The organism is Streptomyces sp. NPDC090025 (genome assembly GCF_044748125.1).
In the GTDB taxonomy this organism is placed as follows: Bacteria; Actinomycetota; Actinomycetes; order Streptomycetales; family Streptomycetaceae; genus Streptomyces.
On record NZ_JBIVFL010000015.1, the window covers coordinates 89,694 to 102,024 of the forward strand.

At 72.3% G+C, this 12,331-nt stretch carries 12 protein-coding genes; 7 read left to right on the forward strand and 5 right to left on the reverse strand.

What is annotated here, in order from left to right:
• Positions 1 to 39: 39 nt before the first annotated feature.
• Positions 40 to 831 carry a metal-dependent hydrolase gene (locus tag ACIPXM_RS28585; protein WP_401661148.1) on the reverse strand — a complete coding sequence of 264 codons (792 nt, stop codon included), beginning with the start codon at positions 829 to 831 and terminating at the stop codon, positions 40 to 42.
• Positions 832 to 926: 95 nt separating this feature from the next.
• On the opposite strand from ACIPXM_RS28585, the gene ACIPXM_RS28590 reads away from it, so the two are divergent.
• Positions 927 to 3,500 (forward strand): DEAD/DEAH box helicase, encoded by a 2,574-nt coding sequence (locus tag ACIPXM_RS28590; protein ID WP_401661150.1) that lies wholly within the window; start codon positions 927 to 929, stop codon positions 3,498 to 3,500.
• A 63-nt stretch (positions 3,501 to 3,563) separates the two neighbouring features.
• Positions 3,564 to 4,427 carry an acyl-CoA thioesterase gene (locus ACIPXM_RS28595; protein ID WP_401661152.1) on the forward strand — a complete coding sequence of 288 codons (864 nt, stop codon included), beginning with the start codon at positions 3,564 to 3,566 and terminating at the stop codon, positions 4,425 to 4,427.
• Here ACIPXM_RS28595 and ACIPXM_RS28600 read toward each other — a convergent pair.
• Positions 4,424 to 4,654 carry a DUF6011 domain-containing protein gene (locus ACIPXM_RS28600; protein ID WP_401661154.1) on the reverse strand — a complete coding sequence of 77 codons (231 nt, stop codon included), beginning with the start codon at positions 4,652 to 4,654 and terminating at the stop codon, positions 4,424 to 4,426. The genes ACIPXM_RS28595 and ACIPXM_RS28600 overlap by 4 nt on opposite strands.
• A 38-nt stretch (positions 4,655 to 4,692) precedes the next feature.
• Here ACIPXM_RS28600 and ACIPXM_RS28605 point away from each other — a divergent pair, with 38 nt between their 5' ends.
• Together ACIPXM_RS28605 and ACIPXM_RS28610 are read left to right on the forward strand one after the other, a co-directional pair.
• Positions 4,693 to 5,175: a glutathione peroxidase gene (locus tag ACIPXM_RS28605; protein WP_401661157.1), complete on the forward strand. Its 483-nt coding sequence runs from the start codon at positions 4,693 to 4,695 to the stop codon at positions 5,173 to 5,175.
• Entirely contained in the window at positions 5,168 to 5,950 is a 783-nt protein-coding gene (locus ACIPXM_RS28610; RefSeq protein WP_401661159.1) for a putative protein N(5)-glutamine methyltransferase, read from the forward strand. Before ACIPXM_RS28605 ends, ACIPXM_RS28610 begins: the two co-directional genes overlap by 8 nt.
• 72 nt (positions 5,951 to 6,022) lie before the next feature.
• Here ACIPXM_RS28610 and ACIPXM_RS28615 read toward each other — a convergent pair whose 3' ends face one another.
• Complete coding sequence (locus tag ACIPXM_RS28615) at positions 6,023 to 7,420, reverse strand: cytochrome P450 (protein WP_401661162.1); 1,398 nt, start codon at positions 7,418 to 7,420, stop codon at positions 6,023 to 6,025.
• A gap of 116 nt (positions 7,421 to 7,536) precedes the next feature.
• Positions 7,537 to 8,772, reverse strand: coding sequence for an acyl-CoA dehydrogenase family protein (locus tag ACIPXM_RS28620; protein WP_401661164.1), 1,236 nt, complete (start codon positions 8,770 to 8,772; stop codon positions 7,537 to 7,539).
• A gap of 163 nt (positions 8,773 to 8,935) precedes the next feature.
• Between ACIPXM_RS28620 and ACIPXM_RS28625 the strand changes: the two genes are divergently transcribed.
• A complete protein-coding gene (locus tag ACIPXM_RS28625; RefSeq protein ID WP_401661167.1) occupies positions 8,936 to 9,586 on the forward strand; it encodes a TetR family transcriptional regulator in 651 nt (216 codons plus the stop codon).
• A gap of 35 nt (positions 9,587 to 9,621) precedes the next feature.
• Here the strand turns inward: ACIPXM_RS28625 and def are convergent, their stop codons facing one another.
• A complete protein-coding gene (gene def / locus ACIPXM_RS28630) occupies positions 9,622 to 10,182 on the reverse strand; it encodes a peptide deformylase (RefSeq protein WP_401661170.1) in 561 nt (186 codons plus the stop codon).
• A gap of 114 nt (positions 10,183 to 10,296) precedes the next feature.
• Here def and ACIPXM_RS28635 point away from each other — a divergent pair, with 114 nt between their 5' ends.
• Complete coding sequence (locus tag ACIPXM_RS28635; protein ID WP_401661172.1) at positions 10,297 to 11,544, forward strand: MurT ligase domain-containing protein; 1,248 nt, start codon at positions 10,297 to 10,299, stop codon at positions 11,542 to 11,544.
• 34 nt (positions 11,545 to 11,578) lie between these two features.
• Positions 11,579 to 12,307: a type 1 glutamine amidotransferase gene (locus ACIPXM_RS28640; protein ID WP_401661175.1), complete on the forward strand. Its 729-nt coding sequence runs from the start codon at positions 11,579 to 11,581 to the stop codon at positions 12,305 to 12,307.
• Positions 12,308 to 12,331 lie beyond the last annotated feature (24 nt).

A 12,331-nucleotide genomic window follows, 5' to 3' on the forward strand; every position in this document is an offset into this window, starting at 1 on the left:
CCTTTCCCGTACAACCGCGAACACGGCCTCTGGACGGCGCTACAGGAAGCCGAGGGCCGAGGCCCCGCCCACCCCGCCGAGCAGCATGAACACCGGCATCAGGACCTTCAGCTCCACCCAGCTGCCCGCCCGGAAGCGCAGCGGCTTCGGCGGGCCGATCGGGTACCAGCGCTTGCGGCCGATCGGGATGGGCCACAGGACCGGGCAGCCGGAGACGGTCAGGGCGTCGCCGATGTCGTGCACCAGGGCGCCCAGGACCACCGGCAGGCCCAGCCACAGGTACTCCTGGCCGGGCTCGGTGAACAGCCAGCCGGCGCCGTTGCCCGGCTGGTCCAGGACCCCGGCGAGGATCCAGGCGCTGGTCGCGCCGAGCAGCCAGACCAGCACGTCGCTGGACATCCGGGCGGCCCGCCAGAGCAGGCCCTCGACCGCGAGCACCAGGTGCACGAAGAGGATCCCGAGGACCGCCCAGCGCCCGCCGGTGACGGCGGCGACCGAGCAGCCCGCGCCGATCAGGACCGCCCACACCCAGGTGTGGGTGAGCGTGCGGTGGCCGCCGGACCTGCGCGGGTCGGCGGAGGAGCGGGTGGCCTTGTAGACGGCGTACGAGAGCTTGTCGACGATCTCGCACAGGCCCCGGGAGACCGGGCCGAAGGCGCGCGAGATGGTCGCCGCCTTGTGGTCGAGGTCGGGGGCGAGGGCGGCGCCCGCGCAGATGAGCGCGCCGACGACGAGAACCGGCCACGGCATCGGATGGTCGAGGGCCGCGGCCGCCGCTCCGACCCCCAGCCAGGCCGCCGCTCCGGACAGCGAGTGCGCCGGTCCCATCATGGTCGTTCCCGCCCCATTCCTCGTGCGCCGGTGCCCAGTTGACGCCCGGTCGGCCGACCGGGCGTGCCACCGGTCGACGGGCCAGCCTACCGTCCGTGATCTTCGTCGGGTCGGCCGGTTCCCTCATCCGGACGGAATCCAGGCAAGATGGGGGCGTGACCCTTATCGATCAGCTGCCGCCGACCGCCGACCCCGACGCCCTCTTCGAGGCGTTCTCCTCTTGGGCGGAGGACCGGGGCATCACGCTCTACCCGGCCCAGGAAGAGGCGCTGATCGAGGTCGTCTCCGGCGCGAACGTGATCCTTTCCACTCCCACCGGCTCGGGAAAGTCGCTGGTCGCGGCGGGGGCGCACTTCGCGGCGCTGGCCAATGACCAGGTCACCTTCTACACCGCGCCGATCAAGGCGCTGGTGTCGGAGAAGTTCTTCGACCTGTGCAAGATGTTCGGCACCGAGAACGTCGGCATGCTCACCGGCGACGCCTCGGTGAACGCCGACGCCCCGATCATCTGCTGCACGGCGGAGGTGCTGGCCTCCATCGCGCTGCGGGACGGGAAGAACGCCGACGTCGGCCAGGTCGTCATGGACGAGTTCCACTTCTACGCGGAGCCGGACCGCGGCTGGGCCTGGCAGATCCCGATCCTCGAACTGCCGCAGGCGCAGTTCGTGCTGATGTCGGCGACGCTCGGCGACATGTCGATGTTCGAGAAGGACCTGACCCGGCGGACCGGGCAGCCGACCGCGGTGGTCCGTTCGGCGACCCGGCCGGTGCCGCTGTCGTACGAGTACGAGCTGACGCCGATCACCGAGACGCTGACCGAGCTCCTGTCGACCAAGCAGGCGCCGGTCTACATCGTGCACTTCACCCAGGCGCAGGCGGTGGAGCGGGCGCAGTCGCTGATGAGCATCAACATGTGCACGCGCGAGGAGAAGGACGCGATCGCCGAGCTGATCGGCAACTTCCGCTTCACCACCAAGTTCGGCAAGAACCTGTCGCGTTACGTCCGGCACGGCATCGGCGTGCACCACGCGGGCATGCTGCCGAAGTACCGGCGGCTGGTGGAGAAGCTGGCGCAGGCGGGTCTGCTGAAGGTGATCTGCGGCACCGACACCCTCGGCGTCGGGGTCAACGTGCCGATCCGCACGGTGCTGTTCACCGCGCTCACCAAGTACGACGGCAACCGGGTGCGGACGCTGCGGGCCCGGGAGTTCCACCAGATCGCGGGCCGCGCCGGGCGGGCCGGCTTCGACACGGCGGGCTATGTCGTGGCGCAGGCGCCCGAGCACGTCATCGAGAACGAGAAGGCGCTCGCGAAGGCGGGCGACGACCCGAAGAAGCGCCGCAAGGTGGTCCGCAAGAAGGCCCCCGAGGGCTTCGTCGGCTGGACCGAGAGCACCTACGAGAAGCTGATCGGCTCCGATCCGGAGCCGCTGACCTCGCGTTTCCGGGTCACCCACACCATGCTCCTGTCGGTGATCGCCCGCCCGGGCAACGCCTTCGAGGCCATGCGCAAGCTCCTGGAGGACAACCACGAGTCGCGCAAGAACCAGCTGCGGCACATCCGGCGGGCCATCGCGATCTACCGCTCGCTGCTCGACGGCGGTGTGGTGGAGCAGCTGGACACCCCGGACGCCGAGGGCCGGACCATCCGGCTGACGGTCGACCTCCAGCAGGACTTCGCGCTGAACCAGCCGCTGTCGACGTTCGCGCTGGCCGCGTTCGACCTGCTCGACCCGGAGTCGCCGTCGTACGCCCTGGACATGGTGTCGGTGGTGGAGTCGACGCTGGACGACCCCCGGCAGATCCTCGGCGCGCAGCAGAACAAGGCGCGCGGCGAGGCGGTCGGCGCGATGAAGGCGGACGGCGTCGAGTACGAGGAGCGGATGGAGCGGCTCCAGGAGGTCTCGTACCCGAAGCCGCTGGAGGAGCTGCTCTGGCACGCGTACAACGTCTACCGCACGTCGCACCCGTGGGTCGGCGACCACCCGGTGTCGCCGAAGTCGGTCATCCGTGACATGTACGAACGGGCCCTGACCTTCACCGAGTTCACCTCGGTGTACGAGCTGGCGCGGACCGAGGGCATCGTGCTGCGCTATCTGGCGAGCGCGTACAAGGCGCTCGACCACACCATCCCGGACGATCTGAAGACGGAGGACCTGGAGGACCTGATCGCCTGGCTGGGCGAGATGGTGCGGCAGGTCGACTCCTCGCTGCTCGACGAGTGGGAGCAGCTGGCCAATCCGGACGTGGAGACGGCGGAGCAGGCGCAGGAGAAGGCCGACCAGGTCAAGCCGGTCACGGCGAACGCGCGGGCGTTCCGGGTGCTGGTGCGCAACGCGATGTTCCGGCGGGTGGAGCTGGCGGCGCTCGACCACGTGGACGAGCTCGGCGAGCTGGACGGCGAGTCCGGCTGGGACGCGGACCGCTGGGGCGAGGCGATGGACGCGTACTGGGACGAGTACGACGACCTCGGTACGGGTCCCGACGCGCGCGGCCCGAAGCTGCTCGCGATCGAGGAGGACCCGGCGCACGGCGTCTGGCGCGTCCGGCAGACCTTCGCCGACCCGAACGGCGACCATGACTGGGGCATCGGCGCGGAGGTGGACCTGGCGGCCTCGGACGAGGAGGGCCGGGCGGTCGTCCGCGTGACCTCGGTCGGGCAGCTGTAGTCCCCCCACTCCCCCGGGCCTTCCCGCCGCCCGCCCCACGCTTTTCCCCGAAGGAGCACAGAGGTGACCAACCCCGCCGAGAGACTGGTGGATCTGCTCGACCTGGAGCGGATCGAGGTGAACATCTTCCGGGGCCGCAGCCCGCAGGAGTCGCTCCAGCGGGTCTTCGGCGGCCAGGTCGCCGGGCAGGCCCTGGTGGCGGCCGGGCGGACGGTCGACGAGGAGCGTCCGGTGCACTCGCTGCACGCGTACTTCCTGCGGCCGGGGCGGCCCGGCGTGCCGATCGTCTACCAGGTGGAGCGGGTGCGCGACGGCCGGTCGTTCACCACCCGGCGGGTGACGGCGGTCCAGGAAGGCCGGACGATCTTCAATCTGACGGCCTCCTTCCATCTGCCGGAGGAGGGCGCCTTCGAGCACCAGCTGCCGCCCCGGCACCTGGGCGACCCGGAGAGCCTGCCGAACCTGGCGGACGAGATCCGCGACCACCTGGGCGCGCTGCCGGAGGCGCTGGAGCGGATGGCCCGCCGCCAGCCCTTCGACATCCGGTACGTGGACCGGCTGCGCTGGACCAAGGAGGAGGTCACCGGGGCGGACCCGCGCAGCGCGGTGTGGATGCGGGCGGTGGGCCCGCTGGGCGACGACCCGCTGGTGCACACCTGCGCGCTGACGTACGCGTCGGACATGACGCTGCTCGACGCGGTGCGGATCCCGGTGGAGCCGCTGTGGGGGCCGCGCGGCTTCGACCTCGCGAGCCTGGATCACGCGATGTGGTTCCACCGGCCGTTCCGGGCCGACGAATGGTTCCTGTACGACCAGGAGTCGCCGATCGCGACCGGCGGGCGGGGGCTGGCCCGGGGGCGGATCTACGACCGGGACGGGCAGCTGCTGGTGTCGGTGGTCCAGGAGGGCCTGTTCCGCAAGCTCTAGACGTCGAGGGCCTCGATGCCCGGCAGGGGGTCCTGGGCGACCTCGTGGCGCCGGGTCCTGATCTCCGGGCCCGGCGGGTGGAGTTTGGCGTCGCAGGACGGGCCGAGGCCGGTGCGGCGCGAGGCGGCACCGGTCAGCGGGCGGCCGCACAGCCCGCACCGGACGGGGCGCGGCGCGGCCGGCTCCGGGGCCGCGTCGAGGTCGATTGCCAGTGGTTCGTCACCCATGGTGAGATCAAACCCTATTTTCCGATGAGGAGCGTTCCATGAGCCTGTTCGAGATCCCGCTGCAGACCCTGACCGGCGAGCCGGTCTCCCTCGCCGACTACCGCGACAAGGCCGTCCTGGTCGTGAACGTGGCCTCGAAGTGCGGTCTCACCCCGCAGTACGCGGGCCTGGAGAAGCTCCAGCAGGAGTACGGGGAGCGCGGCCTCACCGTGCTCGGCGTGCCGTGCAACCAGTTCGCGGGCCAGGAGCCGGGCAGCGCGGAGGAGATCCGGACCTTCTGCTCGACGACGTACGGCGTGTCCTTCCCGCTGCTCGCGAAGACCGACGTGAACGGCGCCGACCGGCACCCGCTGTACGCGGAGCTGACCCAGGTCGCGGACGCCGAGGGCGAGGCCGGTGACGTGCAGTGGAACTTCGAGAAGTTCCTGGTCGGCCGGGACGGCGAGGTCACCCGGTTCCGTCCGCGCACCGAGCCGGACGCGCCGGAGCTGGTCGCGGCCATCGAGGCGAAGCTTGTCTGACCCCTCGGTCGTTCCTTCCTCGGTCGTCTCGCGGCTGCGTGCCGCGGGCTGCGTCTTCGCCGAGGAGGAGGCGCGGCTGCTGCACGCGGCCGCGGCCGGGCCCGCGCAGCTCGACGCGATGATCGAGCGGCGGGCCTCCGGTCTGCCGCTGGAACACGTGGTGGGCCGGGCCGAGTTCGCGGGCCTGCGGGTCGAGGTCGACCCGGGGGTGTTCGTACCGCGCAGGCGTACGGAGTTCCTGATCGGCCGCGCGGTCGCGCTGGCCCGCCCGGGCGCCGTCTGTGTCGACCTGTGCTGCGGTACGGGCGCGGCGGCGGCCGTGCTGCTCGACGCGGTGCCGTCGGCCGAGGTGCACGCCTCGGACATCGATCCGGCGGCGGTGCGCTGCGCCCGCCGCAATGTGGTGCCGCGCGGCGGCGCGGTCCACGAGGGCGACCTGTTCGCCGCGCTGCCGGACGGGCTGCGCGGCCGGGTCGACGTGCTGGTGGCGAACGTCCCCTACGTACCGAGCGCCGAGGTCGCCCTGCTGCCGGCCGAGGCCCGCGAGCACGAGCCGCTGGCCGCCCTGGACGGCGGCGCGGACGGTCTCGACGTGCTGCGGCGGGTGGCCGCGGACGCCCGCGGCTGGCTGGCGCCGGGCGGGCGGCTGCTCGTGGAGACGAGCGAACGGCAGGCGGAGCGCGCGGTGGCGGTGGTCACCGCGCACGGTCTGCCGGCCGAGGTGCTGCGGGACCCGGAGTGGTACGCGACGGTCCTGGTGGCGCGGCGCGGCTGACGGGCGTCGGGGGACGGACCCGCCGGGCCGCGCGCGGACCACGAACGGTCCGCGCCCGGCCCCGCCGGCCGCTCAGTCGCGTGCCACCAGCCGGCACCGGGCCGGGCTCAGCGCCTGGAGCGTGATCGCGGAGCCGAGCCGTACCTCGGTGTCCACGGCCTGAAGGCCGTACCGCTGGAGGACCATCGCGAGCGCGATCACCGACTCCAGCATCGAGAAGTGCTGGCCTATGCAGGCGCGCGGGCCGCCGCCGAAGGGGTACCAGGCGTAGCGGGGGCGGGCGGCCTCGGCCTCGGGGGTGAAGCGGTCCGGGTCGAAGCGCTCCGGGTCCGGCCAGTAGCGCGGGTGCCGGTGGGTGACCCAGGGGGCGACGATGACGTCGGCGCCCGCCGGGATGCGGTGTCCGTCGACCACGGCCTCCTCGACCGCGCGGCGGCCGATGGCCGGGGCCGCCGGGTAGAGGCGCATGGCCTCCTTGAGGACCTGGGTGAGGTACGGCAGGGCGTCGAGGTCGGCGGCGTCGGGGACCCGGCCCGCGAGGACCCGGTCGACCTCCTCCTGGGCGCGGGCCTGCTGCTCGGGGTGGCGGGCCAGCAGGTGGAGCGCGAAGCCCAGCGAGGTGGCGGTGGTCTCGTGCCCGGCGAGCAGGAACACCAGGACCTGCTCGCGCAGTTCGGCCGGGTCGAAGCCGCCGCCCTCGTCGCCCGCGGCGATGAGCAGGCTCAGCAGGTCCGGGGTGCGGGGCTCGGCCTCCGGGCCCGCGGCACGCCGTTCGGCGATGATCCGGTCGCAGACCGCGTACAGCTCCTCGGTCGCGGCGGCGGCCCGCCGGTTCGCGGGCAGCGGCCAGGAGCGGGGCGGGTTGCGGGGCGAGTAGCCGCGCTGGGCGACGTACCCGCCGAGCACCGGGAAGCAGCGTTCCACCACGCCGACGGCGGTCTCGACGTCGGTGCCGAACAGGATGCGGGCGACGGCCCGCAGGGCGAATCCGGTCATCTCGTGGAGGACGTCGACGGTCTCCTCGCCGCGCTCCCGCCAGCCGTCGGTGACGGCGGTGACCTCGGTGGCCACGGCGGCGGCGTAGGTGTCGACGGTCCGGCGGGTGAACAGCGGCTGCACGAGCCGCCGTTGCCTGAGGTAGTCGTCGTCCTGGCTGGTCAGCAGGCCGTTGCCGAAGGACTGCCGGATCTCCTCGTAGAAGGCGTTCTCCTTGCGGAAGTTGGCCGCCTCGGTGGCCAGGACCTGCTGGGCGCCCTCGGCGGAGAAGACCGCGTGGACGGTGGCCCGTATCCCGGGCGGTCCTGCGGTGATCCGGACGACGTCGCCGTGGTCCTGGCACGCCTTCAGGAAGGTGCCGAGCGAGTCGTTCTTGAGGTCGAGCAGCGAGCCGATCACCGGCAGGCCGGTGAGCTCGGGTACGTCCCTCGGTTCCTTGGTGTCGCTCGTGTCGTGCGTGGTGGTCGTCGCCATCGTGCCGTTGTCCCCCTCGTGCGCGTCGTCGGCCTGTTCGATTCTGCCGTAGTCCGCGGTCCGCGTGGGGGTGCACCCGCACGCGGACCTGAACCGGCGTCAGACCGCGCGCGGGGTCAGCGGATCGGCATGCCCGACAGGGTGCGGGCGATGACCAGGCGCTGGATCTCGCTGGTGCCCTCGAAGATGGTGTAGATGGCGGCGTCGCGGTGCATCCGCTCGACCGGGTACTCGCGGGTGTAGCCGTTGCCGCCGAGGATCTGGATGGCCTGTCCGGTGACCTTCTTGGCGACCTCGGAGGCGTACAGCTTGGACATCGAGCCCTCGGCCGCGGTGAAGGGGCGGCCCGCGGTCGCCATCCAGGAGGCGCGCCAGACGAGCAGCCGGGCCGCGTCGATCTGGGTGCGCATGTCGGCGAGCTGGAAGGCGACGCCCTGGTTGTCGATGATCGGGCGGCCGAACTGCTCGCGGGTCTTGGCGTAGTCGAGGGCGACCTCGTAGGCGGCGCGGGCGGTGCCGACGGCCATCGCGCCGACGGCCGGGCGGGATGCCTCGAAGGTGGCCATGGCGGCGTTCTTGACCCGCTCGCCCTTGCCGGCGGCGGACCTGGCGCGCTCGCGGGCGCGGGCGAGGCGCTCGTCCAGCTTCTCCTTGCCGCCGAGCAGGCAGTGGCCGGGGACCCGGACGTTCTCCAGGACGACCTCGGCGGTGTGCGAGGCGCGGATGCCGTGCTTCTGGAACTTCTGGCCCTGGGAGAGGCCGGGGGTGTGCGGCGGGACGATGAAGGAGGCGTGGCCCTTGGAGCCGAGCTCGGGGTCGACGACGGCGACGACGACGTGGACGTTGGCGATGCCGCCGTTGGTCGCCCAGGTCTTGGTGCCGTTGATCACCCACTCGTCCTTGGCCTCGTCGTAGACGGCCCGGGTGCGCATGGAGGCGACGTCGGAGCCCGCGTCGGGCTCGGAGGAGCAGAAGGCGGCGACCTTGACGTCGGCGGCGTCGCCGTACATCTGCGGGACCCAGGTGCCGATCTGCTCCTCGGTGCCGTTGGCGAGCACGCCGACGGCGGCGAGTCCGGTGCCGACGATCGACAGGGCGATGCCCGCGTCGCCCCAGAACAGTTCCTCCATGGTCATCGGCACGCCGAGACCGGTGGGGTCGAAGAACTGCTGCGCGTAGAAGTCGAGGGAGTAGATTCCGAGCTTGGCGGCTTCCTGGATGATCGGCCAGGGAGTCTCCTCACGCTCATCCCACTCGGCGGCCGCGGGGCGCATCACATCGGCGGCGAAGCCGTGGAGCCAGTCGCGCACCTGCTTCTGGTCGTCGTTGAGCTCGAACGTGAACTCGGCCATGGTCCCTCCCGGCGGTATGTTACTTGCGGTAACCGAAGTCTGTTACCGACGGGTAGAGGCTGTCAACCAGCAGCGAAGCGGTTCCGGCCGATCGGCACCGAGTGCCGTTCGGGTGTTACGTTGCGACAGCCTCAGGAATTCGTACGGGCGGGGAGACACGCTTATGGACACCACACACCGGACCACCACCGACCAGCAGAAGCCGGCCGACCAACGGCGCCGGGAACTGCTGGAGGCGGCGGACCGCGTGGTGCTCAGGGACGGGCCGAAGGCGTCGATGAACGCCATCGCCGCCGAGGCCGGGATCACCAAGCCGATCCTCTACCGGCACTTCGGCGACAAGGGCGGCCTCTACCGCGCCCTCGCCACCCGGCACACCGACGCCCTGCTCGCGGCGCTGCGGGCCGCGCTCGACGCGCCCGCCGACCGGCGCCGCCGGGTGGAGGCGACCCTCGACACCTATCTCGCCTCCATCGAGGCGATGCCCCAGGTCTACCGCTTCCTGATGCACCCGGCCGAGGAGTCCCAGCAGACCGAGCAGGGCTTCGACGTCGGCCGGCACTCCGCGCCGCTGCTCCGGCGGATGGGCGAGGAGCTGGGCCAGGTCATCGCCGAGCGGATCGACCTCGGCCCCGGCGGCGAGGCACAGGCCCGGATCTGGGGCCACGGCATCGTCGGCATGATGCACGCGGCGGGCGACTGGTGGCTCGGCGAACGCCCCTGCTCACGCGCCGAGTTGGTGCGCAGCCTGGCGGACGTGCTGTGGGGCAGGCTCGCCCAGGCCCCGGACCGCGCGGACGGGCCGGGCTTCTGACCGCGCGCACCGCGCCGTACCGCGGCCGCCCCCGCTCAGCCTTCGAGCACCCCGACGCCGCTCCCCCACGGCTCCTTCCGGATCGCCCGCAGGAGCTTGCGGCGCGCCCGGCCCGTCACATGATCGGCGTACACGCCACCCGCCAGGTGGTCGCACTCGTGCTGGAGGCAGCGGGCGAAGAACCCGGTGCCCTCGATCCGCACCGGGGTGCCGTCGACGCGCACCCCCTCGACCACCGCGTGGTCGAAGCGCGGCGTCGGCGCCTCGAGACCGGGCAGCGAGAGACAGCCCTCGGGCCCCGGGAAGACCTCGCCGTCCGCCTCGACGAGACGCGGGTTCACCACATGGCCCAGGTGCCGGACGTCCTCGTCGTCCGGGCAGTCGTACACGAACACCCGCAGCCCCTCGCCCACCTGGTTCGCGGCCAGGCCGACGCCGTTCGCCGCGTACATGGTGGCGAACATGTCCTCGACGAGCCGGGCCAGGCCGGGGCCGAAATCGGTGACGGGCGCGCAGGGGCTGTGCAGCACCGGGTCGCCGAGCAGGGTCATCGCTCGGACGTGGCCGGAACTGCCGGGGATCGGGCGGTTTCGCATGGGCGCAAGGGTACGTTCAGAGGGCGGCCACCCCGGTCGGCGGTGCCGCGGTTCGGGCTGCTGGCCGGATCTCGATAGGCTGAGCACGGACCGACGCAAGGAGGAACAAGGACGATGTCAGGGAACGCCGCTAATCCAGAGCCGCTGTCGGCGCGCGCCAAGCTTGCCGTGACGGCGGGCAAGGCCGCCGCCGCCGTGTCGCGGGCAGCGGGCCGCGGCAGCGGATCGGTGATCGGCGGGCGGGTCGCGCTCAAGCTGGACCCCGATCTGCTGGGGCGGCTCGCGCAGCACCTGGACGTCGTCCTCGTGTCGGCGACCAACGGCAAGACCACGACGACCCGGCTGATCGCCGAGGCCCTGCGGGCCAGCGGTCCTGTCGTGTCGAACGCGCTCGGCGCCAACATGCCCGCGGGCATCACCTCGGCGCTGGCCGGTGGCTCGGACGCCAAGTTCGGGGTCATCGAGGTCGACGAGAAGTACCTCGCCGGGGTCGCCCGTGACACCACGCCGAAGGTCATCGCGCTGCTGAACCTCTCGCGCGACCAGCTCGACCGCGCCGCCGAGACCCGGATGCTCGCCGAGAAGTGGCGCGAGGGCCTCAGCGGCTCGAAGGCCGTGGTCGTCGCCAACGCCGACGACCCGCTGATCGTGTGGGCCGCCTCCTCCTCCCCCAACGTGGTGTGGGTGGCGGTCGGCCAGGAGTGGAAGGACGACGCCTGGTCCTGCCCGGCCTGCGGCGGTGTGCTGCAGCGGCCCGGCGAGGACTGGTTCTGCGGCGAGTGCGGCTTCCGCCGCCCCGCGCCGAGCTGGGCGCTGAGCGGCGACCACGTGCTCGACCCGCACGGCTCGGCCTGGCCGATCCGGCTCCAGCTGCCCGGCCGCGCCAACAAGGCCAACGCCGCCACCTCGGCCGCCGTCGCCGCCGTGTTCGGGGTGCCGCCGCAGGTCGCCCTTGAGCGCATGTACCAGGTGCAGGCGGTCGCCGGGCGCTATGACGTGGTGTCCTTCCAGGGCCGTGAGCTGCGCCTGCTGCTCGCGAAGAACCCGGCGGGCTGGCTCGAAACGTTTTCCCTGATCGAGCGTCCGCCGACGCCGGTGATCCTGTCGGTCAACGCGCGCGGCGCCGACGGCACGGACACCTCGTGGCTGTGGGACGTCGACTACGGCAGGCTCGCCGGGCACCCGATCATGGTGATCGGCGACCGCAGGCTGGACCTGGCGGTGCGCCTCGAGGTCGCGGGTGTCGACTTCCGGGTCTGCGACACGCTCGACGAGGCCGTCACGGTCGCCCCGCCCGGGCAGATCGAGCTGATCGCCAACTACACCGCCTTCCAGGACGTTCGCCGCCGTGTCGGCAACTGACGGCCCCGCCACGACTCGCAGAAGGACACGCAGCATGAGTGACAGCAGTCTGCGGGTGGTCTGGGTCTACCCGGACCTCCTCAGCACCTACGGCGACCAGGGCAACGTCCTCGTCGTCGAGCGCCGCGCCCGGCAGCGCGGGCTCAGCGTCGAGCGGCTCGACGTGCGCAGCGACCAGCCGGTGCCGACCTCCGGCGACATCTATCTGATCGGCGGCGGCGAGGACCGGCCGCAGCGGCTCGCGGCCGAGCGGCTGCGCCGCGACGGCGGACTCAGCCGGGCGGCGGCCAACGGCGCGATCATCTTCTCGGTGTGCGCGGGCTACCAGATCCTCGGCCACGAGTTCATCAACGACCTCGGCGCCCGCGAGCCCGGCCTCGGCCTGCTCGACGTGACGACCGTGCGCGGCGAGGGCGAGCGGTGCGTCGGCGACGTGCTGGCCGACATCGACCCGCACCTCGGCCTGCCGCAGCTCACCGGGTTCGAGAACCACCAGGGCATCACCCAGCTCGGCCCGACCGCCCGCCCGTTCGCCCGGACCGTGTTCGGCAACGGCAACGGCACCGGCGACGGCACCGAGGGCGCGTACAACGACACCGTGTTCGGCACCTACATGCACGGTCCCGTGATGGCCCGCAACCCGCAGGTCGCGGACCTGATGCTGAAGCTGGCGCTCGACGTCAACGCGCTGCCGCCGACGGACGACCGCTGGTACGAGGCGCTGCGCGCCGAGCGCATCGCGGCGGCCACCCAGCCCGCCTGACGCACCGCCTGACGCACTGCCTGA